The following is a 21,568-nucleotide window of genomic DNA, read 5'->3' as shown; positions in this document are numbered from 1 at the left end:
TTCGGGGTGCCCCACGCAACCCCCACAAGCAATGTCGCCCCCAGGCGACGAGCCACCCGTCACCCCACCGTCGTCAACGGCGCCCTTCCCAACTTCAACGCCAACGAATCCAACTGCCTCCGCACCGCCCCCGGCAACGGCACCCCCAACGCCCGGCACTGCTCCAAATACTGAGCCTCCCGCCACCCGGGGTACCGCACCGGCGCACCGCCCTCCCACCCGAGCATGCTCCCGAACACCGCACTGGCCGCCCGATAGAACCCATCCGCGCTGCGCAACGTCGTAGGCGCGATCGCCAGCACCAGCAACCCCGTGTCATGCTCATGATCCGCGACCCCGGACAACACCCCGGCCAGCACGTCCACCATCAACGCGAACCCGGCGAACTGCGGGTTCCGAGCAGTATCAGCAAGATCAACATCCAGCACGAACTCCGGATAAGCCCCGGCAGGCGCAGCCATCCCCAACGGATGCACCGGCTGATCGGCATACCCCCCAGCCGCCATCACCATGCCGATCATCCCGTGCGGCAACGCCCGCGCCGCGTGATGCCCGACCCGTCCGAACGGCCCGACCCCGCGCAGCGACAGCAGCCCGACGCCAAACCGCCCAGCCCGCTGCACCGCCCGATCCATCGCGTCACCGACCGCCCACAGCCCCGACGCCCGCCGGTAATCGATGAGCGCCGCAGCCCCACGGTCGGCAATCAGCAACGGCTGCGCACCAGGACTGACGAACCCGCTTTCGATCGCGGGCAGATGCACCCGGGTCAACTCCCCGACGCCGGTTTCGGGCGCGCCGGTGAGATCGCCGTGGCACAACGCTTCCGCGGCCGGACGCGCACGCTCCTCGGGAAAGCCTTGTGCCATCAGGGCAGCGGAAACGAGCGTGACCAGTTCGTCGGCGGGAACACGGTGCCAGGCCTGCTCGGGAATCGGGGTGTCGGCGGGAACTTCCGGAACGGGGCGGCTGAGCCGGGGAGCACGCGGTCTGAGGGGCACTTCATCAAGGTTGCCGGGCGATCTCCGGCCCCGTCAACGAGGTTGGCCCTAGAGTGTGATGCGGTCAGCCGCAGAGACGTACCCTGAGGCACATGTGCCGAAACATCACGACGCTCCGCGGCCTGCAGCCCGCCGCCACCACGGACGAGATCGAAGCCGCGGCACGCCAGTACGTGCGCAAAGTGACCGGGGTGCAGTCCCTTTCGGACGCGACGCGCGAACCGTTCGAAGCGGCGGTCGCCGAAATCGCCCAGATCACCGCGCGGCTGTTGGAAGAACTCCCGCAGCGCCGCCAGCCGCCGGCGACCGTGCCGCCGCTGCGCCGCCCGGAGGTCCAGGCGCGGATCGCCCAGCGCGAGGCGAAAAAAGCCTGACGCCGCAATCACTCCACTTCTTGCCCGGGAAACCTCGGCTTGATCTCCTGGTTGAGGTAGCGCCCCGGGCTCTCGGCGGCCATCAGCTCGCGATGCACCCGCGCGGGCACGAGGTGGTAGCGGTAGACACCGCCGTTGCGGAACCCGATTTCCAGCACCGACTTCGCGGCGTCGTAGCCGACGTCGCGAATGACGGAAGACTCCACGGGAACCCGGCGCACAGCACGGACAGGATACCCGCGCGGACCCGAAAACGGCCCCGGTCTCCCGCGGGATGCGCGGAATCCGGGGCCGGACACACGAGGCGTCAAGCGGAAGCGGAGGGATTTGAACCCCCGGTAGGTTTCCCTACGGACGCTTTCAAGGCGTCTGCATTCGGCCGCTCTGCCACGCTTCCTTCTAGGTCAGGGTATCGCGCCGTCCTTCGACGTCGTCCAGGTGTTCGAGGACTCGGGTGAACACCGTGGCCACCGCGGTCTGCTCGTCGGGAGTCAGCAGGTCGATCAGGTGCTCGCGGGCGCCGCGCACGTGCGTCGGCGCGGCTTCGTCCAGCACGCGCTGGCCCGCATCGCTCAGTTCGGTCAGCACGCCGCGTTTGTCTTCCGGGTCCGGGCGGCGGGTGACCAGCCCGGCGATCTCCAGTTTGCCGATCTGGTGCGACAGCCTGCTCTTCGTCGAGCCCAGCTGCCCCGCCAGCTCCGTCATCCGGGTGCACCGGTCGGGGGCCAGGTTCAGGCACACCAGGACCTCGTAGTCGGCGAGCGAGATGCCGTGGCTTTCAGCCAGTTCGCGGTGCAGCCTCTGGCGCAGCCGCAGCGACGCGACGATGTAAGCCCGCCAGGCGCGCTGCTCGGCCGGGTCGAGCCAGCGCACGTCCTGGTCATCGCTCATGTCCGGAAGCGTAGAAGGCCGGTTTTGCCCCCGTCGTTTCGGCCTGCCGTGAAATGTGCGGTCGAACTTCCCCCAATGGAGGGTTACGAAAAGGTTGAGACTCGGCGCGAAGAAGCGCATCCTCGGGGGACAGCGGAGGGACGACGAGGATCCCGGAGCGCGCCGAAGGGCACGCCGGCCCCGGTCTCCCCCCGGGAAGGGCCAGGTGGTGGCATGGCAGGTAGTTCCCGCGGTTGACCGCCCGCTGTGACCCCGCGATCGGCACGGCCCCGTTCCGGTTCGGTCGCGATTGCGAACAGCACGAGCACCTTGTGCGCTCCGCCATCGGCTACGCGCACCGGCGTCACCATTCCGCTGCTTCTCTTCGCGGCCTCGGCACCGCGAAGGCAGCGCCGGACGCCAGCCCGCCGGTGGCCAACCGCTGTCAACGAAACCTCGGTAGTACCTGGGTGCGGCCCCCAGCACGGGGCCGCACCCAGCCTCGTTTCCAGGTTTGCGGCTACCCTTTCCGCGTGCGATTCGACGACAACGCGGATCTGGACGCCTCTGAGATCCAGGACATGCGCGGCAGCGGCGGAGGCGGCGGCATCGGCGGCCGCGTGGCCATGGGCGGCGGCGGACTCGGTCTCGTCGGCCTGGTCATCTACTTCCTGTTTTCCCAGTTCGGCGGCGTTCCCAGCACCGGGACCTCGCCCGCGGCGGGCGGGATCGGGCTCAGCGACGTCCAGTCCGGGCAGCAGGTGGACGCCGGCACGCTCGCGAAGAAGTGCAAGACCGGGGCCGACGCGAACCGCGACCACGACTGCGCGATCGTCGCGATCGTCAACTCCATCCAGGACTACTGGACGCAGGAGTTCTCCCGTTCCGGCCAGACCTACCGCAAGGCGACGACCCGCTTCTTCACCGGCGGCGTGCGCACCGGCTGCGGCGGTGCGACGTCGGACACCGGCCCGTTCTACTGCCCGGCCGACTCGTACGTGTACATCGACCTGTCGTTCTTCAACGAGCTGAAGACCCGCTTCGGCGCGCAGGGCGGACTGTTCACCGAGGCCTACGTGCTGGCCCACGAATACGGCCACCACGTGCAGAACCTCACCGGCACGTCCCAGCGCGGCACCGGCACCGGTCCGACGTCCGGTTCGGTCCGGCTGGAACTGCAGGCCGACTGCTACGCGGGCGTCTGGGCCAATCACGCCAGCACGACCCCGACCAGCTCCGGGAAACCACTGGTCCAGGACGTCACGCGGGACGACATCTCGCGCGCGCTCGACACCGCGTCCCGGATCGGCGACGACTACATCCAGAAGAACCTCGGCAACGGCCACGTCGACAAGTCGAGCTTCTCGCACGGCACCTCGGCGCAGCGCGAGAAGTGGTTCACCACCGGGTACCGCACCGGCCAGCCCGCGAGCTGCAACACCTTCAGCACCAACGATCTCGGCTGACCCGGGATACAGTCGGGCGCATGCACGCGATCACTATCCGCGAACCCGGTGCCCCTGACGTGCTCGAATGGACCGAGGTCCCCGAGCCGGAACCCGGTCCCGGCGAGGTCCTGCTGGACGTCGCGGCCAGCGCGGTCAACCGCGCCGACCTGCTGCAGCGGCAAGGCAACTACCCGCCGCCGCCAGGCGCCAGCGACATCCTCGGCCTGGAATGCTCCGGCACGATCGCCGAACTCGGCGAGGGCGTCGAGGGCTGGCAGGTCGGCGACGAGGTCTGCGCGCTGCTCGCCGGCGGCGGGTACGCCGAACGCGTCGCGGTCCCGGCCGGACAGCTGCTGCCGGTGCCCGCCGAAATCGAGACGGTCACCGCGGCCGGGCTGCCCGAGGTGGCCTGCACGGTGTGGGCGAACGTCGTGATGCACGCCGGTCTCGGCGAGGGCCAGGTCCTGCTGGTGCACGGCGGCGCGGGCGGCATCGGCACGCACGCGATCCAGGTGGGCAAGGCGCTCGGCGCGACCGTCGCGGTCACCGCGGGTTCGCCCGAGCGGCTCGAACGCTGCCGCCAGCTCGGCGCGGACATCACGATCAACTACAAGGACCAGGATTTCGTCGAGGTGCTGCGCGCCGAGACGAAGGGCGCCGACGTCATCCTCGACAACATGGGCGCGAAGTACCTTGACCGCAACGTCGACGCGCTCGCCGCCGACGGCCGGCTGGTCATCATCGGCATGCAGGGCGGGATCAAGGGCGAGCTGAACATCGGCAAGCTGCTGGGCAAACGCGCGAGCGTGTTCGCGGCCGGGCTGCGGAACCGCCCGCTGGACCAGAAAGCGGCGATCGTCGCGGATGTCCGGGAACGGTTGTGGCCCTTGGTGGAACAGGGTTCGGTGCAGCCGATCGTCGGCGACGTGGTGCCGATGGCCGAGGCCGCGTCCGCGCACCGGATGCTCGAGGAGGGCAGTATTTTCGGGAAGGTTCTGCTGGCCGCGAAGTCCTGAACTCGTGCGCGTTTGTCGCGGTTCTCACCGGGATAAACGCGCACGAGGGGGTCAGCGCAGTTCTTCGAGCACCCGCACCAGCTGGTTGATCTCGAACACGTTGGAGTAGTGCGCGAGCCCGATCCGCACCGCTCCGCCGACCTCGCCGACGCCCAGCGACGCGAACACGCCGCTGGTGCCGTCGTCGGCGAACGCGCAGAGTCCTTGCGACGCCAGGTATTCCGCGACCTGGGACGCTTTCGCGCCTGCCACGGCGAACGCGAGGGCGGGGATCCGGCGCATCGCGTCGCCGATCACCATCACGTGCCGCAGCGAGCGCAGTTCCGTGGACAGCTGCGCGAGCAGGCCCGCGTGGTACGACTTGGCCGAGCCGAGCGACGTCACGAGACGTTCGCGGCGGGAACCGGTCGCGGCGTCGTCGAGGCCGGCGAGGTAGTCGATGGACGCGACGACCCCGGCCAGCAGCGGGTACGCGTGCGGGCCGAGTTCGAGCCGAGCCGGACCGGTGGCGGCCGGGTCGAGCGACANGACACCGACGAAATGCGTTCCAGCAGTTCCAGCTCGCGGAACACGAGCGCGCCGACTGCCGGTCCGCCCCACGAGGGAGCGGAGACGACCAAGACGTCGGCACCGAGTTCTTGCAGGTCAAGCGGGACGAACGGGGCAGCGTAGGTCGCGTCGACCACCACCAGCGCGCCGACGCGCTTGGCGAATTCGATCACCGTCGGCACGTCCGGCCGGGTCCCGACGGACCCGGACGCCAGCGTCACCGACACCGCTTTCGTCCGCGCGGACACGAGGTTCTCGTACTGCCACGCGGGCAGTTCGCAGGTCTCGATGTCGATCTCGCTCCAGCGCACGACCGCGCCGACGCGTTTCGCGGCGCGGCGCCAGGGTGCGATGTTGGCCTCTTCGTCGAGCCGGGAGACGACGACCTCGTCGCCGATCGTCCACCGTTCGGCGAGCGCGTCGACGAGCCTGCGCAGCAATACCGGCGCGCTCGGGCCGAGCACGACGGCAGCCGGGTCCGCCCCGACCAGATCAGCCACGGCCCGGCGGGCCGCGGTGACGATGCTTTCCGCCCGCTGGGAGGCCGGAAATGCTCCGCCGGGCCCGGACACCGGTGCCCGCATAGCCGTCGAAACGGCCGAAGCGACCTGTTCGGGCACGAGCATTCCGGCGGCGCCGTCGAAGTGAATCCAGCCGTCGCCAAGCGCGGGGAAGAGCCCACGGATACGAGCGACGTCGAACGCCATGGGGACACCGTACGGACGTGCGGTTTCGCGGTTGCCGCGGGGTTGGGCAGAACTGCCCGAACGGCCGCTAGGCTCGGGGCAGGACCGCCAACCGACGGGGATGGAGCATATGAGCGAGCCGAACTTCGGGGGAACGGGCGCAGCCGGGGACGCGGACGCGCCGCGCGTGGTCGTCGTCGGACCGGACGGCGTCCCGGTCGGCACCGCGCACGCCGCACCCGAGGGCGAGGAAAACGAGTCCGTCGGCGACCTGGTCGAAGAACCGGCCAAGGTGATGCGCATCGGCACCATGATCAAGCAGCTGCTGGAGGAGGTCCGCGCCGCACCGCTGGACGACGCCAGCCGCAACCGGGTCCGCGAGATCCACCAGACTTCGGTGCGCGAACTGGAGGAGGCCCTCGCGCCCGAACTGCGCGAGGAGCTGGAGCGCCTGGTGCGCCCGTTCACCGAGGACGAGACGCCCTCGGACGCGGAACTGCGGATCGCGCAGGCCCAGCTGGTCGGCTGGCTGGAGGGGCTGTTCCACGGCATCCAGACCGCACTGTTCGCGCAGCAGATGGCGGCGCGGGTGCAGCTGGAGCAGATGCGCCGGGGCCTGCCCGCGGGCTCGTCGGGATCTGTTGGGCAGCCGGGTGAGGGGCACGGGCACGGGATCACCGGGACTGGGCAGTACCTCTAACTTTCCGCGGAGAAGAACGCTCGAAGATCACCGATCACCAGGTCGGGTTCTTCGAGCGCCGGGAAGTGCCCGCCGCGCGGGAATTCCGTCCACCGCACGATCCGGTCGGTGCGCTCGGCCAGGTGCCGGAGCGGAAGCCCGATGTCGTCCGGAAACACCGCGACGGCAGTCGGCACAGCCGACTCCGGCAGCGGCGCACCCCACTGGACGTCTTGGTCGGCGTAGATCCGCGAGGACGAGGCGGCGGTGCGGGTGAACCAGTAGATGGAGACGTTGGCGAGCAGATCGTCGCGGTCGATCAGGTCGTGGTCGGCATTCGAGAAAGCCCGGAACTTCTCGGCGATCCAGGCCAGCTGGCCCGCCGGGGAGTCGGTGAGACCGTACGCAAGCGTTTGCGGCTTGGTGGACTGGATCATCGCGTAGCCGACGCCTGTGCGCTGAAAGGCCTGTGATTTCTCCAGCGAGCGCTGCCCTTTCGCCAGCTCGTCCCCGCTGAGCCCGGCTATGTCCGCCGCTTCGCGCGCTACCGCGGAGGGCAGCATCGTCACGTGCGCGCCGATGATCCGCTCGGGGAACTGGACGCAGAGTTCGCGGGAGATCAACGCGCCCCAGTCGCCGCCGTGCGTGCCGAAGTTGTGGTACCCGAGGCGAGTCATCAACTCCGCCCACGCACGCGCCGTCCGCGCCGGACCCCAGCCGCGGTCGGGCGTCGGACCGGAGAAGGCGAACCCGGGCACGGAGGGAACGACGACGTGGAACGCGACGGCCGGATCGCCCCCGTACGCCCGGGGGTCGGCGAGGGGGCCGATGAGGTCGAGGAATTCGACGATCGAGCCGGGCCAGCCGTGGGTGAGCAGCAGCGGGACGGCGTCCGGTTCGGGGGATTTGAGGTGCAGGAAGTGGATGTTGGTGCCGTCGAGGGCGGTGGTGAACTGCGGGAAGCCGTTGAGGCGTTCTTCCTGCGCCCGCCAGTCGAAGCCTAGGCGCCAGTAGTCGACGAGGTCGTGGACTTCGGACACCGGAATGCCCAGCTCCCATGCCGGGTCGTCGAAGGCGTCGGGCCAGCGGGTGTCGGCGAGGCGGCGGTGGAGGTCGTCGAGGTCGGACTGCGGGATGCGGATCCGGAACGGGGTCTCGGTCATCCGGAAAAGCTAGTCGGGATTGAGGACCGTCCGGGTCCTCAATCCGCGCCGACGCGTCCTCGGAACGGCATCCCGTCCGTTCAGTTTCGAATCCGCCGCGCCCACCGCCGCCGCTGAGCGGGCGGCTCCTCGTGCACCAGCGGCTCCGGTTGCGGCTCCGGTTCCGGCTCCTCTGCGACCGGGCGGACGACTGGCGCGTAAACCTGTTCGGCGATCTTCCGCTTGCTGTTCTTGAACTCAGCCAGCGTCTCGGCCGCGTAGCCGCCCGCGGTCGGGCGGTCCGGGACCTGGGAGAGGTCTTCGAGCAGCGTCCAGTTCGATCCGAGCTCGGCCAGGGAGCGGTGCTTCGTGGCGTAGTAGTCCGGGTGGATGCTCACCGCGACGCCGGAGGCCCCGGCCGCGGCCGCCATCATGTGAATGTGGAATCGGGTGGAGATCCAGGTTTGTTCCGGCCCGACGGGAAGACCGTGCGTCCAAATGTGCGAAAACGGATAAAACCGCGCACCCGGCAATTCGCGCTCAAGCAACGAAAAGACTTCGCGATCGACTCGGGGCACACCCTCGACGACGCCGATCTTCGCCGGGTCCGTCTTCCATGCGCGCAGCATGGAAAGCACCGCGCCGGCCACCGCGCCGATACCGACCTCGACCAGGTCGGACTGCAGGCACAGCATCACTTCGGGCAGGTCTTCGGAGCGGTCGTACCGGTCCGGCCCGGTGGCGAGAAAGGCGTCGTCCAGGCCGATCGGCCTGCCCAGCAGATCCGCTGACGCGCCGTCGCGGACCTCGACCACCTCGAACCGGTCGGCGAGCGCCTTCAGCAGCGGGACCGAACCTTCGCAGACGGGCTGCAAGCCCTGTCCGGTCATCGCCGCCCGGCCGCCGGAACGTTCGACCGCGGCGACCGCGCCCGCCAGCAAGCCGATCTGCTTGGGCCACAGTTTGTTGATGTATCCACCGCCGACGACGTGCACCACGTCGGCCTTCGCCAGCAGTTCGACGCTGTGGTGCAGGCGCGGCATCATGCCCGGGTTGTGCACCGCGTCGCGCACCCAGGCCGCGGCGCGCCACGGATCCTCGTCCGGAGCCTCCCAGCACAGCCGCCACAAAGTGTCGGTGAACTTCGCCCGCGGATGAATGCCGTCGAGCAGGACACTCGCCGGCCCCGGCGAGTGAGTGTCCACCCACACGTCGGCGTCCGGGGCTGTCTCCGCGAGATAACCCAGCCAGCCAGCGGTGATGAGTTCGTCACCGTAGTTGGGGTGGCCCACAGGTGCGACCAGGTGATACTGCGCACGCGAAGAAACAGACTCCGGGTGCGAAGTGCTGATTTCGGGGACCGGCATTGGCTTATCGTAACGTCGCGCACACTCTGTCAGTCAGCACGGGTGAGAAGGACTGGAGCGGCCGCGCGACGGGTCGGGCCTAGCCCGCCGCGTCCCATCGGTACCCTCGTCCACGTGCATGCCACCAGCACGGTTCACGCAGCCGAACCCGATGTCTCGACTCCGGTTCCACCGTCGTCGGACAGCAAGACGTTCGGGCGTGCGATCGACGACATCAAGACCGGTTTGGCCTCCCGCGAGCTGTGGACCCATCTCGGCTGGCAGGACATCAAGCAGCGGTACCGGCGGTCCATCATCGGGCCGTTCTGGATCACCATCAGCCAGGGCGTCATCGCACTCGGTCTCGGCCTGCTGTACTCGCAGCTGTTCCGGACTCCGATCGAGGTGTTCCTGCCCTACCTCTCCACCGGCTTCATCATCTGGGGCTTCATCCAGGGCTGCCTCACCGAAGGCATGGAGACGTTCATCGCGAACGAGGGGCTGATCAAACAGGTCCCCGCGCCGATCAGCGTGTACGTGCTGCGCACGATCTGGCGGCAGACGCTGCTGCTGGCGCACAACATGATCGTCTACGTCGTGCTGCTGATCATTTTCTTCTCGGCGCTCGATGCCCCGTATTCCCTCGGGACGAAAGACGGCGTGTGCGTACCGGACAAGTTCTGCCACCCGGGCCTGAGCTGGAACATTTTCCTCGCCATTCCCGGGTTCGTGCTGCTCGCGCTCACCGCGGGCTGGGCGGCGCTGCTGCTGGGCATCATCTCGACCCGGTTCCGCGACATTCCGCAGCTGATCAACTCGCTGATCCAGCTGATGTTCTACGGCACCCCGATCGTCTGGCCGGTCGACCAGCTGCTGTCCGGCGGCGCGCGGGACGGCGCGTCGTGGGCGCTGCCGATCATCAAGCTCAACCCGCTTTACCACTACATGCAGGTGGTGCGGTCGCCGCTCATCGGGCAGGCGGTGAGCTGGACCAGCTGGGTCGTGGTCGGCGGCATCACCGTCGTCGGATGGGCGCTCGCGCTCCTCGCTATGCGCAATTACCGGTCCCGCGTCTCGTATTGGGTGTGACAGATGGTCAGCATTGACGTCCACAACGCGTACGTGGACTTCCCGATTTTCGACGCGAAGACGCGTTCGATGAAAAAGCGCGTGCTCGGCAAGGTCGGCGGCAAGATCGGCACCGAGCAGAAGGTGCCGATCATCGAAGCGCTGCACGACGTGTCGGTCCGCCTCCGCGAGGGCGACCGGGTCGGTCTCGTCGGGCACAACGGCGCGGGCAAGTCCACGCTGCTGCGGCTGCTCGCCGGGATCTACGAACCGACCCGCGGGTCCTCGCGGATCGTCGGCAAGATCGCGCCGGTGTTCGACCTCGGCATCGGCATGGACCCGGAGATCTCCGGCGAGGAGAACATCATCATCCGCGGCCTGTTCCTCGGCATGAGCGCCAAGGAAATGGAAAAGCGGGTCGAGGACATCGCGGAGTTCACCGAACTCGGCGACTACCTGCAGATGCCGCTGCGGACCTACTCCACCGGCATGCGGGTGCGGCTCGCGCTCGGCGTGGTGACCTCGATCGACCCGGAGATCCTGATCCTCGACGAGGGCATCGGCGCGGTCGACGCGGCGTTCCTCAACAAGGCCCGCGACCGGCTCAAGGACCTGGTCAAACGGTCCGGCATCCTGGTGTTCGCGAGCCACTCCGACGAGTTCCTCTTCGAACTGTGCGATTCGGCGATCTGGATGGACGAGGGACACCTCAAGAAGCAGGGTTCGCTGCGCGAGGTGCTCACCGAGTACAAGGGCCGCGACCCGTTCGAGAACATGAGCCAGGAAGGTCTCGAGCGCCTCGGCATCGAGCCCGCGACCACCACGAACGGCGGGGAATGATGACCGGCGAGACGCGAGAGCTGCCCGAGGGCGCCGTCGTCGGCGTGGTGGTCACGCGGCACCGGCGCGAGCTGCTCGCGGACTCGCTGAAGATCATCGCTGCCCAGACCCGCCCGGTCGACCACCTCGTGGTGGTCGACAACGGCCCGGACAAGTCCGCGCGAGATGTCGTGGAGGCCTACCCGCTGCCCTGCACGTACCTCCCGTCGCACCGGAACCTCGGCGGCGCGGGCGGTTTCGCGCTCGGCATGCTGCACGCACTGTCGCTCGGCGCGGACTGGGTCTGGCTCGCCGACGACGACGGCCGTCCGGCGGACGAGCACGTGCTCGAAATCCTGCTGGAGGAGGCCGAAAAGCGCGGCCTCGCCGAGATTTCCCCGGTGGTGGCCAACATCGACGCACCGGCGAAACTGGCGTTCCCGCTGCGCCGCGGCCTCACCTGGAAGCGCTCGTCGGCCGAACTGGGCACGGATTTCCTGCCGGGCATCGCGTCTTTGATGAACGGCGCGTTGTTCCGCTCGTCCACTTTGGACGTCACCGGCGTGCCCGACCTGCGCCTGTTCTTCCGCGGCGACGAGGTGGAACTGCACCGCCGCCTGGTGCGCAGCGGCCTGCCGTTCGGCACGTCGCTGCGCACGACCTACCTGCACCCCGACGGCTCGGACGAGTTCAAGCCGATGCTGGGCGGGAAGTTCCACGCGCAGGACCCGGAGAACGAGGTCAAGCGGTATTACACCTACCGCAACCGAGGGTATTTGCTGTCGCAGCCGGGAATGCGGAAGATCGGGGCGCTGGAAGTGCTGCGCTTCGGCCTGTATTTCGTGGGCGTGAAGCGGGACCCGAAGGCATTCGCGCAGTGGCTGAAGCTGGTGCGACAGGGCCGGGCGGAGAAGTTTTACCGGTACTGACCGGGCTTCTTGACAGAACCTGGACAAAGCTCAGGTTCGTTGCATCTCGAAGCGGCTGCGGAATACGTTCCGCGGATGCGGGAACCGGCCGAACCTCCCATTCGGGTTTTTCTCAGCTACGCGCAAGCTGACGACGTTGTACTCGAATTCATCAAGCCTTTCACGAGTCTCTCCGGCACCTGGTCTTCGCCGATCGCGAGACGATCGGCTGGGAAGAGAGCTGCTGGCGTTCTACAACGCGGCGGTACAACTTCGCGCCACCGGCCTGATGAAAGAAACCTGGACCGACGGACCCGGATCGGCAACCTGGCGCAAAACGATGACCGCGCTGGCCACTCAACTGGTCGAAGCCGTCACCGCCGCCGAGCAGGCGCTCTCCAGTACGCCGCTTCTTCCGGACACGACGACGCGCCCGGGGCGGCGAAGCTCTCGAACTCTTCCAGCAAGAAGTCGAGCAGACGATGCCGGAGGTGGCGGCCGAACTGCTGCCGTTCAGCATCGACTTCCAGAATCAAGCACGGAGGTTCGAGACGACGATCCTCAAGACCAATCAGATCATGCGTGCCCAACTCGAAGAGGAGCGTAAGTCCATCGGTTCGGTCGAGGAGTTCACCGCGCCGCTGGCGACCACGGAAGGAATACTGAACGATTTCTCGTGCAGATGCGGTCGCTGGGAAGCGATGAGCGCACCGCCGCGCAACTCGATCCAAGGGTTCCGCGACGGAGTCAGGGCGGTGAACAGCGCGCTCGGGATGATGCAGAGCTGGGTCGCCATCGCGGCCTAGCCCAGCCAGTCCGTTGTGGACAGTTCGCTCACCCACCGTCCACAACGGACCTCCAGACTACTCCCCGATCACCGGCGGCGCGGACCGATGCCCGCTGCCGAACATCTCGTCCTCGTCTTCGATTTCCATCACGAACGCGGGCTGGTTGAGGCTGTCGTCGTACGGGCGGGCTCCGAAGCCCATGCCCGGACGGGCCGGAGCGCCGCCCATTCCGCCGGCCGCGACATCGGCCGCTCCTGGCTCCATCGCGCCGTCGCCGGGGCCGAACGAGCCGCCGCCACGGCCGACCTTGCTCTGGTGTTCCTCGTCGGCGCCGAAACCTCCGCCACCACCGCCCATCGGCATGCCGCCCATGGGCATGGCACCCATGCCCGCGCCGGAGGCACCGCCGCTGCCGCCGCTCGGGGCGGCCTGCGCCGCGGCCGGTGCGGTGCCCGCCGCCGTCGTGCTGGGGTCCGGCAGCTGCTGGTGCACGGCACCGGTGAACTGGCTCGGGCCGCTGACCGTCGGAGCGCTGGCCGTGTGCCCAGCCGCAGCACCGCCGCCACCGGCACCCGCGGAAGCCGAACCAGCGTCAGCCACAGCGGGAGCAGGGGCAGGGGCAGGGGCAGCGTCGTGGTGCTCGGGACCGGTCGGCATCGCCACCGCGGCACCGCCGCCAGCGGCGACCCCGAACTTCGGCGGATGCCCGAAAGTCGGCTGCTTCGACCCGGTCTCGTGCAGCGAAGCGTCGTATTTCGACATCGTCTCCGCGGCCTGCTCGTGCGCGGAACGGCTGTCCTGCTGCTTCTTCAGGGTCGCGTCGATCTCATTGCTCATTTCGAGCGGGCTCGCGTGCGACCATTTGTCGAATTCCTCGGACCAGTCGAACGGGACCGCGTCCGGCATCGAGTGCTTCGCCGCCTGCGCGGCGGACGCCTGTTCCTCGACGATCCGCGCGGCCAGCTTCGCGTTCTGGCCATTCGCCTCGGCCCATTCGGCGAGGCTCACGAAATACGCCTGCGCACCGGCCGCTGCCTCGCCGCTCCAGGCGTGCGCGGCCTTCTTCACGGCCTCGCCCAGCTGCGTCGCGAACTCCTCGAATGCCTTCTGCACCTCGGTGTACGCGTGCGACACCGAGGAAACCTGCGCCACGTCGAGATTCGCCTCGACGTACGACTTCAGCTGCTGGTGCGGGTGCCCGAGGTAGTCGGCGTCCGACGGCGCGAGCCCCGGCTGCGGCGTGCTCATTCGGTGCCCTTCACGGTGCGGTGGGAGTCGATGGCCTGGCTCTCGTTCTCGGTGTAGACCCCGCCGGCGCGCGCGAGGGCCTCGTCGGCCTCCTTCAGGATCCGGCCGAACTGGTCCAGTACGTCCAGCGCCGATCCGGGCGCGTCGGCTCCGCTCTTGCGGTCGTGTTCGGCCACGGTGTGCCCGTACGGGTGGCTGCCGAGCTTCGGCGCGGTCGTCAGCGCCTGCGTCTGCGGCTTGAGCCGTTCGAGGCGCGTGACCATGTCGGTGAGCGCTTTGCGCAGGTCACCGAGCGCGTCGCCGTCGATGCTGAACCCGCCGGCTTTCGCGGTGCCGGCCAGCTTGTGCGTTTCGGCAGCGGCTTCGGCGATGCCCTTGGCGTTCAGCCCGCCTGCCGCCAGCGGATCAGTGCTCATGCGCCGGAGTTTACCGACGCGAGCCGCTCCGGTCAGGCGTTTGCCGAATAGCCTTCAAGCTGGGTGAACAGTTGTTGGGCCAGACGGGCATTGTCTGCCGGCGCGTAGGTGAGCCAGCGGTTGCCGTCGCTGGAATCGCGCGTGCTGAGCAGGTAGCGGCCGAGTTCGGTGTCGAACCACACGAGCGACGGCAGCGCCCGCTCGTGGCCGTTGCCCTCGCTTACGTACGGCGTGAACTGGCCGACTGCCAGCCTCGGCTTCTCGAAGATCCGCTGGACCGCCCGCAGTTGCGGATTGTGCGTGCGCGGGCCGCTGACCCCGGCGAACGGGTCGTACGCGTCGCCCCGGACCGGCTGCTTCGCCGGACGCGCGACGGTCACCGACTGCCCCGGCGCGGCGGGCGTAAGCGGTAGCAGGTCGACGATCGCCGGGACGATGCCGGTCGGGCGGACCTCCTCGAAGGTGAACATCCCGTCCCGCTGGCAGACGAGCACCGCGAACTGGCCATTGGACGCCACGCGCGCGAACAGCTGCTCCTCGCCGAGCTTGGCCGCCGCGGACACCGCGAGGCCGGGCTGGGCGAATGTGGCGAGCGCGATCTGGACGTCGTCGTCGACGGTTCCGCGCCGCAGCAGGCCACGTCCGTCGAGGTCGCGGAAGACGGCGTCGCGCACCGCGGCGCGTTCCTCGCCGGTGATGCCGATGTGCGGCACCACGAACGGCACTGGCGCGCGGCCGAGTCCGAGTTCGGCCAGCAGGAGATCCACCGCTGCCGGTGACAGCGTCAACGTGTACGGCACGACCCACCCCTAAATCCGGTCTCTCCCCGGCGAAACCGTAGTCCACTCCGCACTGTCGCGGCTATCGGCGCCAAGGGCGCGTCATCCGGAGCGTGGTGTTCGGATTCCGTTCATGAAGTAGGTGGTGCGACGGTCGTAGGCGTCCCGGGGAGGCGGTTCGCGGTGTTTGAGGGCGAGTGCGGTGTCCCGGAGCAGCTGGCTCACCTGGTGCCAGCCACCCGCGCTGGCTATTTCGCCGAATCGGGCCCGCTGTCAGCCGAGTTTCTCGGCCGCGAACCCCGCACCGTCGCGGACCGGTTCGCGGAAGCCGCCCAGCCCGCTTCCGCTGTGAGCGGATCCGCTGTCGGCGAACCGCTCTTGCCGCCGATGATCACCCGCTGCTGCCATGGATTCATGGCAGATCCCAAACCAGCACTGGTCCTGCACCTCTCCGCGGGCGGCGAGCCGCTGATCTTCCCGCTCACCGCCGACAGTTCCTCGGCTGTTCAGGAAAAGCTCCCCGACCTCCTGAAACACGGCGGCGTCCACTCACTGGAAACCCGGGACGGCAACACTGTTTCGGTAAATTTCGTCCACGTGGCCGCCGCTTACGTGGACGATCTGAGCCGAAAGGGCAAATTCGGCCTGTCCGTTTAGCGACGGGCGAGGGCGAGCAGTCCGGCGCGGATCTCCGGTCTGCTCGCGGCCACGAGCAGGAACGTCGCCTCGCGGACCAGCCGGCCGGCGTGCGCCCCGGCCAGCACCGCGCGGCTGCCCGTCGCGGCGGCGAGCGCGCCTGCTGAGCGGTACGCCAGATCGGCACCGGCCGCGCGGGCGGCCGGGAGCGTCGCCGGATCGGCGAGACCCGCGTTCAGCCGACGGCGGATTTCGTCCTGCTCGGACCGCAACGCCGTCGCCGTTTCCTCCTCGCCGGCCGCCTCGATCAAGCAGGCACAGCGCTCGGCGAGGCCAAGCGGCGCACATCCGTTGAGCCGCGAGGCAAACGTATTGCCAGCCACGAATTTGTCGTAGCCGACCTTGGCGAAAACCGATTCGTCCGGAATGAAGTGATTGTCGAGCTTCAGCCGTACGGTCGCGGTGCCTTGCGCCGCCATGAGCGTCAACGGCTCGGCGACCAGACTGTGCCCGACTATCGGCGACACCAGGGCGTTGACCACCGTGTCGCCGTCGCGGCCGGACAACTGCAGCAGGTCAATCGCGTCCCAGCCGCTCACGAACGGTGCCTCGCCGTCGAACCGATAGCCGCCGTCAACGCGCTGGACCCGCACTTTCGGCGGCGTCGGGATCACACCCGCGTACGCGACGCCCGCGCGCAGCCGTCCGCTGATCAGGTCCGGCAGATATCGCTCGCGCAGGTCTTCCCGGTCCGTCGCGGCCAGCCCGGCGACGAGACCGTGGTGCTGCAGCCAGGTGAACGCGGTGCTCAGGCACCCGCCGGCCAGCGCTTCGAGCACCCCGACCAGCTGATCGAGGTCCACCCCGGAATCCGGTGCGGCGAGACCGTAGAAACCCTCCTCGGCCAGCGTGTCGAAATGCGACCGCGGCACCACGCCCAGCCGGTCCACCTCGGCGGCCGCGGGAAACAACAGATCGTCGGCAAGAGCCCGCGCGCGGGAAACCAGGTCGGCCATGAAACCAAGCTACCCAAAAAGACAAAAAGGGCGTCCCGCCGAACGCGAGACGCCCTTTTCGGACCAGCTCAGTCAATCACAGCTCGTACAGCCGCTTCCAGTTCTCCCGCGAGGTGAGTTCCGGCATCGCGCGCTTGTACTGCTCCTGCACGTCCGCGCCTTCCTTGCGCAGCCGGTTGATCACCTTCGCGCCGCGCTTGGCGAGGTCGAACATCTTGACCTTGTCGTAGCTGCGCACGCGCACGCCTTCCTGCGACGCGTCGGTGACCACGGCGGTGTCGAACAGCGCGATGTGCCACCAGTGCGCCTCGTCGATCGGCACCGCGCCGAGCCCGAAGCGGCTGCGGCCGAGCGCCTTGTCGAGGATGCGCTTGATCAGCACGAGCCGCTGCATGCTCGGCCGCGGCGCGCTGTTGATGATGCCGATGTCGTTGGACGCGATGCCCGGCACGTCGGTGGCCTTGTGCCGCTTGGTCTCCGGGTAGGCGTCGCGGATCCGGCGGATCTCCTTCATCGCCTCGACGCCGCCGTCACGCAGGACCTCCGGGCCCTCCAGGAAGTCCTCGACGGCCTTGATCAGCGTCGCGGACAGCCCGTACTGCATGCCGAGCAGGTAGCGCACCAGCTGCGCCATGAGCACGCGCGAGAGCAGGTTCAGGTTGAACGGCGAGTGCAGCGCGGCGGTGATGATCGAGTTGCGCAGGTTGAAGTACCGGTGCCACTCGTCCCAGTCCTTCCAGTGGAAGTCCGCGTGCCACACGCCCGCACCCGGCAGGGTCACCGTCGGGAAGCCGTACTCGCGGGCCCGGTAGGAGTACTCCGCGTCGTCCCACTGGAAGAAGAACGGCAGCGGGTAGCCGATCGCCTTGACGACCTCGTACGGGATCAGGCACGACCACCAGCCGTTGTACCCGGCGTCGAGGCGGCGTTCCTGGCGGTTCGGGTTGCCCTCCTCGTCGACGCCGAGCAGGTCCGCGGTGGACAGCGAGTGCTGCACCGGCTGGCCCGGCTCCAGCGTGTTCAGCCGGGCGTACTCGGCGCCGACGTGCAGCTGGTTCGGGTGCAGCAGGTTGAGCATCTGGCCGCCGACGATGATCGGGTTGGCCGAGCGGTTGGAGAAGGCCGTCACACGGACGACGAGGTCCGGCTCAAGCAGCACGTCGTCGTCCATGAACAGCACGTTCGCGTGCTCGGTGGCGGTGTGCCCGGCCACCTCGTAGAGACCGCGGGTGAAGCCGCCGGCGCCGCCGAGGTTCGGCTGCTTGATGTAGTGCAGCTTCTCGCCGAGGTCCTTCGCGACCTGCTCGAAGCCCTCGCGCGATTCGACCAGGTCGGTGCCCTGGTCGGCGACATAGATGGCGTCGAGAGTGTCGAGCGAGGACACGTCCGCGGCGAGCGCCTGGAGGTTCTTCAGGCAGTCGTCGGCGCGGTTCATCGTGCAGATGGTGACCGCGGTCGGGCGGATCGTCTCCGGCGCGTCGACGGTCCAGCGGACCTGCTCGACCCGTAGCGTCTGGCCGCCCTCGGTCTCAAGGTCGAGCCACAGCGCGCCGCCGTCGTAGAACTTGTCCAGCTTGCCGGCCAGCTCGACCTTGACGCCCTTCGCGCCGGACACCTGCTGGGCGTCGACCACGCGCGCGTCGCCGAGCATGTCGGACGCGCCGAGCGACAGCAGCCCGTCGCCGGTGACGACGGCCTCCAGCTTCACCTCGGTCGCGGTGGTCCAGCGCTGCCAGTAGCTCGCCGGGAAGCGGCCGAAGTAGGTGTTGCCGGTGACCTTCGCGGACGGCTCGAGCACCACGCTGCCGCGCTCGCGCTGGGCGTTGCCCTGCACGACCTCGGCGTACATGTCCTTGCTGACGATCGGAGCCGGCCCGGCGTACAGCCCGCGCTGGGCCGTGAGCCTGCCTTCGGGGGCGTGTTCGGCGAACCGCGTCTGGCCTGCGGGGGCCGCCTCCGCGACCGGGGCTGCTTTACCGGGCATCGAACTCAGTTCTCCTTTACCGGCCGTACACGGAACACGACCCACTTGAGCATCACGAAATTGATCACAGTCGCCGTTGCCTGGGACACCACCCAGGCCAGCGTGGCCTTCCACCCCGACTCCGGCAGCACGTGCAGCATGAGCTGGTTCACGCCGACTGCGACGAAGAAGGTGACGGCATACAGCAGAACGAAGCTGCCGACCTGGGCGTTCCCGTCGCGCCGCCCGTCGGCGAAGGTGAAGCGCCGGTTCAGGAAAAACGCGGTCGTCGTGCCCACGACGAAACTGATCGCGCGCGCGAGGTCCACCCAGGGGGTGGCGTCCATGCCGACCGCTCGCAGCAGCGAGTACGTGCCCAGGTCGAGCAGGGCGCAGAAGCCGCCGATCACGCCGAACCGGATCAGCTGGCCCAGCAGACCGGGGCCCGCGGGCGCCGGCTGCGCTTGGTCACTCTGCGGTTCTGTAGCCACCACTTGGAATACCTTCTCGGCCTATTGCGTCAGTGTCCGTATTACCCACTTCGACGCTCGGACGCTTGTGCCTTGATGCGCAAAGTGTAGAAGCGAGCACTTCAGGGTCACGTTCCGGGCGGTGTTCGGCGTGGCTACCCTGGTCCGCGTGACCCAAGCACCCGAGACACAGCGCCGCACGCTCACCGGCTGGGGCCGCACCGCCGGGACCGTCGCCGACGTGCTGAGCACCCGCGACGTCGAGGCGATCGCTCGCGCCGTCGCCTCCGCAGGCCCGCGCGGGGTCATCGCTCGCGGGCTCGGCCGCTCCTACGGCGACCCGGCGCAGAACGCGGGCGGCCTGGTCGTCGACATGACCGTGCTCGACCGCATCCACTCGATCGACCCGGACTCCGGACTCGTCGACCTCGACGCGGGCGTCAGTCTCGACAAGCTGATGCGCGAGGCGCTGCCGTACGGCCTGTGGGTCCCGGTCCTGCCGGGCACCCGCCAGGTGACGATCGGCGGCGCGATCGCCAACGACATCCACGGCAAGAACCACCACTCGGCGGGCAGCTTCGGCAACCACGTCGTGTCGATGGACCTGCTCACTGCCGACGGATCTGTGCGCACCCTCACCCCGGAAGGCCCGGATTCGGAGCTGTTCTGGGCGACCGTGGCGGGGATCGGGCTCACCGGGATCATCGTCCGCGCCACCGTGCGGATGAAGAAGACGGAAACGGCGTACTTCTACGTGGACGCCGACCGCACCTCGAACCTCGACGAGACCCTCGGGCTCTTCACCGACGGTTCAGACCTCAACTACGACTACTCGATGTCGGTGCCGGACCTGATCTCGTCCGACAGCCGCCTCGGCCGCGCCACCTTCTCGCGCGGTTCGCTCGCGAAGCTCGACCAGCTGCCGCCGAAGCTGCGCAACGACCCGCTGCGCTTCGACGCGCCGCAGCTGCTGACGCTGCCGGACGTGTTCCCCAGCGGTCTGGTCAACAAGCTGACCTCGACCATGATGGGCAACCTGTGGCAGCAGACCGTGCCCAAGAAGGGCGCACGCGGCAAGATCCAGAACCTCACGCAGTTCTACCACCCCCTCGACATGCTGAGCGAGTGGAACCGCGGCTACGGCAGCAAGGGTTTCCTGCAGTACCAGTTCTCCGTGCCGTTCGGCGCGGAAGACCAGCTCAAGGGCATCTGCCGGGCCATCTCGCGCTCCGGGCACTACTCGTTCCTGAACGTGTTCAAGCGGATGGGCGACGCGAATCCGGCTCCGATGTCCTGGCCGGCGCCGGGCTGGATGCTGAGCGTCGATTTCCCGATCAAGAACGGGCTCAGCCGGTTCTGCGAGGAAATGGACGAGATGGTCCTGGACGCGAACGGCCGCCTCTACACCGCGAAGGACTCGCGCACCTCGCCCGAGACGTTCGCGAAGATGTACCCGCGGCTGGAGGAGTGGCGCAAGGTGCGCGCTTCCGTTGACCCCGAAGGCGTTTTCGCCTCTGACATGAGCCGGAGGCTCGCACTGTGATCGACGCGGTCGGTAACCCCCAGTCCCTGCTGCTGCTCGGCGGCACGTCCGACATCGCGCTGGCGATCGCGGAGAAGTACCTCGCGGAGAAGCCGCTGCGGGTCGTGCTGGCCGCTCGTCCCTCGCCGCGGCTGGAGGAAGCCGCGCAGCGCTTGAAGGATCGCGGCGCCGAAGTGTCCACTGTGGCCTTTGACGCCAACGACCTCGCGTCCCACCCGAAGGTGCTGGACGAGGCGTTCGCCGGCGGCGACATCGACGTCACGGTGGTCGCCTTCGGCCTGCTCGGCGAGGCCGAGGAGCTGTGGCAGGACCACGGCAAGGCGGTTGAGCTGGCGACGGTCAACTACACCGCCGCGGTGTCGGTCGGCGTAGCGCTGTCGGAGAAGCTGAAGACCCAGGGCCACGGCAAGGTGATCGCGCTGTCGTCGGTGGCGGGCGAGCGGGTCCGCCGGTCGAACTTCGTGTACGGCTCGACCAAGGCCGGATTCGACGGCTTCTACCTCGGTCTCGGCGAGGCGCTCGCACCGCACGGCGTGCAGGTGACCGTCGTCCGGTCGGGCCAGGTCAAGACCAAGATGACCGCCGGGATGAAGGACGCTCCGCTGACCCGGACCGCCGAGCAGGTCGCCGACGTCGCGGTCGGGGCCGCGCGCAAGGGCAAGGACCTCGTGTGGTCGCCGTCGGAGTTCCGGCTGGTGATGTCGATCCTTCGGCACGTGCCGCGGCCGATCTTCCGCAAGCTGCCGGTCTGACGTTTTTCCGGCCCGGCCTCCACCGTTCGGTGGATGCCGGGCTGACCAGCT

General features: G+C 68.5%; 23 protein-coding genes, 1 tRNA gene and 1 pseudogene. 11 read left to right on the top strand and 14 right to left on the bottom strand.

Annotated features, from left to right (window positions below):
• Positions 1–59: 59 nt before the first annotated feature.
• Positions 60–1,001 (bottom strand): Ldh family oxidoreductase, encoded by a 942-nt coding sequence (locus tag A4R44_RS10540; RefSeq protein ID WP_067578704.1) that lies wholly within the window; start codon positions 999–1,001, stop codon positions 60–62.
• 92 nt (positions 1,002–1,093) lie between these two features.
• On the opposite strand from A4R44_RS10540, the gene A4R44_RS10535 reads away from it, so the two are divergent.
• On the top strand, positions 1,094–1,375 hold the full coding sequence (locus A4R44_RS10535) for a DUF2277 domain-containing protein (RefSeq protein ID WP_037807183.1): 282 nt from the start codon (positions 1,094–1,096) through the stop codon (positions 1,373–1,375).
• Between the two features lie 8 nt (positions 1,376–1,383).
• Here A4R44_RS10535 and A4R44_RS10530 read toward each other — a convergent pair whose 3' ends face one another.
• From A4R44_RS10530 to A4R44_RS10520, 3 genes are all read right to left on the bottom strand, one after another.
• Positions 1,384–1,596, bottom strand: coding sequence for a KTSC domain-containing protein (locus A4R44_RS10530; protein WP_067578703.1), 213 nt, complete (start codon positions 1,594–1,596; stop codon positions 1,384–1,386).
• A gap of 91 nt (positions 1,597–1,687) precedes the next feature.
• Positions 1,688–1,772: transfer RNA gene (locus tag A4R44_RS10525), tRNA-Ser, on the bottom strand.
• A gap of 2 nt (positions 1,773–1,774) precedes the next feature.
• Positions 1,775–2,266: a MarR family winged helix-turn-helix transcriptional regulator gene (locus A4R44_RS10520; RefSeq protein WP_095213265.1), complete on the bottom strand. Its 492-nt coding sequence runs from the start codon at positions 2,264–2,266 to the stop codon at positions 1,775–1,777.
• 512 nt (positions 2,267–2,778) lie between these two features.
• Here A4R44_RS10520 and A4R44_RS10515 point away from each other — a divergent pair.
• Together A4R44_RS10515 and A4R44_RS10510 are read left to right on the top strand one after the other, a co-directional pair.
• Positions 2,779–3,711 carry a neutral zinc metallopeptidase gene (locus A4R44_RS10515; protein ID WP_067578699.1) on the top strand — a complete coding sequence of 311 codons (933 nt, stop codon included), beginning with the start codon at positions 2,779–2,781 and terminating at the stop codon, positions 3,709–3,711.
• A gap of 20 nt (positions 3,712–3,731) precedes the next feature.
• Complete coding sequence (locus A4R44_RS10510; protein WP_067578698.1) at positions 3,732–4,709, top strand: NAD(P)H-quinone oxidoreductase; 978 nt, start codon at positions 3,732–3,734, stop codon at positions 4,707–4,709.
• 51 nt (positions 4,710–4,760) lie between these two features.
• Here A4R44_RS10510 and A4R44_RS10505 read toward each other — a convergent pair.
• Positions 4,761–5,965 (bottom strand): annotated as a pseudogene (locus tag A4R44_RS10505) (cysteine desulfurase-like protein).
• Between the two features lie 100 nt (positions 5,966–6,065).
• Here A4R44_RS10505 and A4R44_RS10500 point away from each other — a divergent pair.
• Positions 6,066–6,644: a bacterial proteasome activator family protein gene (locus A4R44_RS10500; RefSeq protein WP_067578696.1), complete on the top strand. Its 579-nt coding sequence runs from the start codon at positions 6,066–6,068 to the stop codon at positions 6,642–6,644.
• Here the strand turns inward: A4R44_RS10500 and A4R44_RS10495 are convergent.
• Both A4R44_RS10495 and A4R44_RS10490 read right to left on the bottom strand, forming a co-directional pair.
• Positions 6,641–7,786, bottom strand: a complete 1,146-nt coding sequence (locus A4R44_RS10495) for an epoxide hydrolase family protein (RefSeq protein ID WP_067578694.1) — start codon at positions 7,784–7,786, stop codon at positions 6,641–6,643. The two genes, A4R44_RS10500 and A4R44_RS10495, sit on opposite strands and share 4 nt — an antisense overlap.
• Before the next feature lie 80 nt (positions 7,787–7,866).
• On the bottom strand, positions 7,867–9,132 hold the full coding sequence (locus A4R44_RS10490; protein ID WP_067578692.1) for a polysaccharide pyruvyl transferase family protein: 1,266 nt from the start codon (positions 9,130–9,132) through the stop codon (positions 7,867–7,869).
• Between the two features lie 114 nt (positions 9,133–9,246).
• Between A4R44_RS10490 and A4R44_RS10485 the strand changes: the two genes are divergently transcribed.
• The 4 genes from A4R44_RS10485 to A4R44_RS10470 all read left to right on the top strand — a co-directional run bounded on the left by A4R44_RS10485 (position 9,247) and on the right by A4R44_RS10470 (position 12,712).
• On the top strand, positions 9,247–10,200 hold the full coding sequence (locus tag A4R44_RS10485) for an ABC transporter permease (protein WP_067578690.1): 954 nt from the start codon (positions 9,247–9,249) through the stop codon (positions 10,198–10,200).
• Positions 10,201–10,203: 3 nt separating this feature from the next.
• A complete protein-coding gene (locus A4R44_RS10480) occupies positions 10,204–11,019 on the top strand; it encodes an ABC transporter ATP-binding protein (RefSeq protein ID WP_067578689.1) in 816 nt (271 codons plus the stop codon).
• On the top strand, positions 11,019–11,927 hold the full coding sequence (locus A4R44_RS10475) for a glycosyltransferase (RefSeq protein WP_067578687.1): 909 nt from the start codon (positions 11,019–11,021) through the stop codon (positions 11,925–11,927). The genes A4R44_RS10480 and A4R44_RS10475 overlap by 1 nt, the downstream gene beginning before the upstream one ends.
• 470 nt (positions 11,928–12,397) lie before the next feature.
• A complete protein-coding gene (locus tag A4R44_RS10470) occupies positions 12,398–12,712 on the top strand; it encodes a hypothetical protein (protein ID WP_157904848.1) in 315 nt (104 codons plus the stop codon).
• 57 nt (positions 12,713–12,769) lie between these two features.
• On the opposite strand, the gene A4R44_RS10465 is transcribed toward A4R44_RS10470, so the two are convergent.
• The 4 genes from A4R44_RS10465 to A4R44_RS51700 all read right to left on the bottom strand — a co-directional run bounded on the left by A4R44_RS10465 (position 12,770) and on the right by A4R44_RS51700 (position 15,545).
• Positions 12,770–13,942, bottom strand: a complete 1,173-nt coding sequence (locus A4R44_RS10465) for a hypothetical protein (protein ID WP_067578683.1) — start codon at positions 13,940–13,942, stop codon at positions 12,770–12,772.
• A complete protein-coding gene (locus A4R44_RS10460; RefSeq protein WP_067578681.1) occupies positions 13,939–14,358 on the bottom strand; it encodes a hypothetical protein in 420 nt (139 codons plus the stop codon). Before A4R44_RS10460 ends, A4R44_RS10465 begins: the two co-directional genes overlap by 4 nt.
• Before the next feature lie 32 nt (positions 14,359–14,390).
• On the bottom strand, positions 14,391–15,158 hold the full coding sequence (locus A4R44_RS10455) for an ESX secretion-associated protein EspG (protein ID WP_067578680.1): 768 nt from the start codon (positions 15,156–15,158) through the stop codon (positions 14,391–14,393).
• Between the two features lie 252 nt (positions 15,159–15,410).
• Positions 15,411–15,545: a hypothetical protein gene (locus tag A4R44_RS51700; protein WP_255366063.1), complete on the bottom strand. Its 135-nt coding sequence runs from the start codon at positions 15,543–15,545 to the stop codon at positions 15,411–15,413.
• Between the two features lie 6 nt (positions 15,546–15,551).
• Here A4R44_RS51700 and A4R44_RS10450 point away from each other — a divergent pair, with 6 nt between their 5' ends.
• Entirely contained in the window at positions 15,552–15,794 is a 243-nt protein-coding gene (locus tag A4R44_RS10450; RefSeq protein ID WP_067578803.1) for a hypothetical protein, read from the top strand.
• Here the strand turns inward: A4R44_RS10450 and A4R44_RS10445 are convergent.
• The 3 genes from A4R44_RS10445 to A4R44_RS10435 all read right to left on the bottom strand — a co-directional run bounded on the left by A4R44_RS10445 (position 15,791) and on the right by A4R44_RS10435 (position 19,246).
• Complete coding sequence (locus tag A4R44_RS10445; protein ID WP_067578678.1) at positions 15,791–16,789, bottom strand: acyl-CoA dehydrogenase family protein; 999 nt, start codon at positions 16,787–16,789, stop codon at positions 15,791–15,793. The two genes, A4R44_RS10450 and A4R44_RS10445, sit on opposite strands and share 4 nt — an antisense overlap.
• A 76-nt stretch (positions 16,790–16,865) precedes the next feature.
• On the bottom strand, positions 16,866–18,773 hold the full coding sequence (locus A4R44_RS10440) for a glycosyltransferase (RefSeq protein WP_067578677.1): 1,908 nt from the start codon (positions 18,771–18,773) through the stop codon (positions 16,866–16,868).
• A gap of 5 nt (positions 18,774–18,778) precedes the next feature.
• Entirely contained in the window at positions 18,779–19,246 is a 468-nt protein-coding gene (locus A4R44_RS10435; protein WP_067578670.1) for a GtrA family protein, read from the bottom strand.
• Between the two features lie 145 nt (positions 19,247–19,391).
• Between A4R44_RS10435 and A4R44_RS10430 the strand changes: the two genes are divergently transcribed.
• Both A4R44_RS10430 and A4R44_RS10425 read left to right on the top strand, forming a co-directional pair.
• Positions 19,392–20,765, top strand: coding sequence for an FAD-binding oxidoreductase (locus A4R44_RS10430; RefSeq protein WP_095213274.1), 1,374 nt, complete (start codon positions 19,392–19,394; stop codon positions 20,763–20,765).
• On the top strand, positions 20,762–21,517 hold the full coding sequence (locus tag A4R44_RS10425) for a decaprenylphospho-beta-D-erythro-pentofuranosid-2-ulose 2-reductase (protein WP_067578669.1): 756 nt from the start codon (positions 20,762–20,764) through the stop codon (positions 21,515–21,517). The genes A4R44_RS10430 and A4R44_RS10425 overlap by 4 nt, the downstream gene beginning before the upstream one ends.
• Positions 21,518–21,568: the final 51 nt, after the last annotated feature.

Source organism: Amycolatopsis sp. M39, from assembly GCF_001651785.1.
Lineage (GTDB): Bacteria > Actinomycetota > Actinomycetes > Mycobacteriales > Pseudonocardiaceae > Amycolatopsis > Amycolatopsis rubida.
This window is presented reverse-complemented; position numbering and strand designations above follow the sequence as displayed.

Bases quoted from the DNA above. Each gene is read 5' to 3' on its own strand.
- A4R44_RS10535 (WP_037807183.1), top strand. From the start codon at position 1,094: ATGTGCCGAAACATCACGACGCTCCGCGGCCTGCAGCCCGCCGCCACC.
- A4R44_RS10520 (WP_095213265.1), bottom strand. From the start codon at position 2,266: ATGAGCGATGACCAGGACGTGCGCTGGCTCGACCCGGCCGAGCAGCGC.
- A4R44_RS10510 (WP_067578698.1), top strand. From the start codon at position 3,732: ATGCACGCGATCACTATCCGCGAACCCGGTGCCCCTGACGTGCTCGAA.
- A4R44_RS10500 (WP_067578696.1), top strand. From the start codon at position 6,066: ATGGAGCATATGAGCGAGCCGAACTTCGGGGGAACGGGCGCAGCCGGG.
- A4R44_RS10495 (WP_067578694.1), bottom strand. From the start codon at position 7,786: ATGACCGAGACCCCGTTCCGGATCCGCATCCCGCAGTCCGACCTCGAC.
- A4R44_RS10490 (WP_067578692.1), bottom strand. From the start codon at position 9,132: ATGCCGGTCCCCGAAATCAGCACTTCGCACCCGGAGTCTGTTTCTTCG.
- A4R44_RS10480 (WP_067578689.1), top strand. From the start codon at position 10,204: ATGGTCAGCATTGACGTCCACAACGCGTACGTGGACTTCCCGATTTTC.
- A4R44_RS10475 (WP_067578687.1), top strand. From the start codon at position 11,019: ATGACCGGCGAGACGCGAGAGCTGCCCGAGGGCGCCGTCGTCGGCGTG.
- A4R44_RS10465 (WP_067578683.1), bottom strand. From the start codon at position 13,942: ATGAGCACGCCGCAGCCGGGGCTCGCGCCGTCGGACGCCGACTACCTC.
- A4R44_RS10460 (WP_067578681.1), bottom strand. From the start codon at position 14,358: ATGAGCACTGATCCGCTGGCGGCAGGCGGGCTGAACGCCAAGGGCATC.
- A4R44_RS51700 (WP_255366063.1), bottom strand. From the start codon at position 15,545: ATGGCAGCAGCGGGTGATCATCGGCGGCAAGAGCGGTTCGCCGACAGC.
- A4R44_RS10450 (WP_067578803.1), top strand. From the start codon at position 15,552: ATGGCAGATCCCAAACCAGCACTGGTCCTGCACCTCTCCGCGGGCGGC.
- A4R44_RS10445 (WP_067578678.1), bottom strand. From the start codon at position 16,789: ATGGCCGACCTGGTTTCCCGCGCGCGGGCTCTTGCCGACGATCTGTTG.
- A4R44_RS10440 (WP_067578677.1), bottom strand. From the start codon at position 18,773: ATGCCCGGTAAAGCAGCCCCGGTCGCGGAGGCGGCCCCCGCAGGCCAG.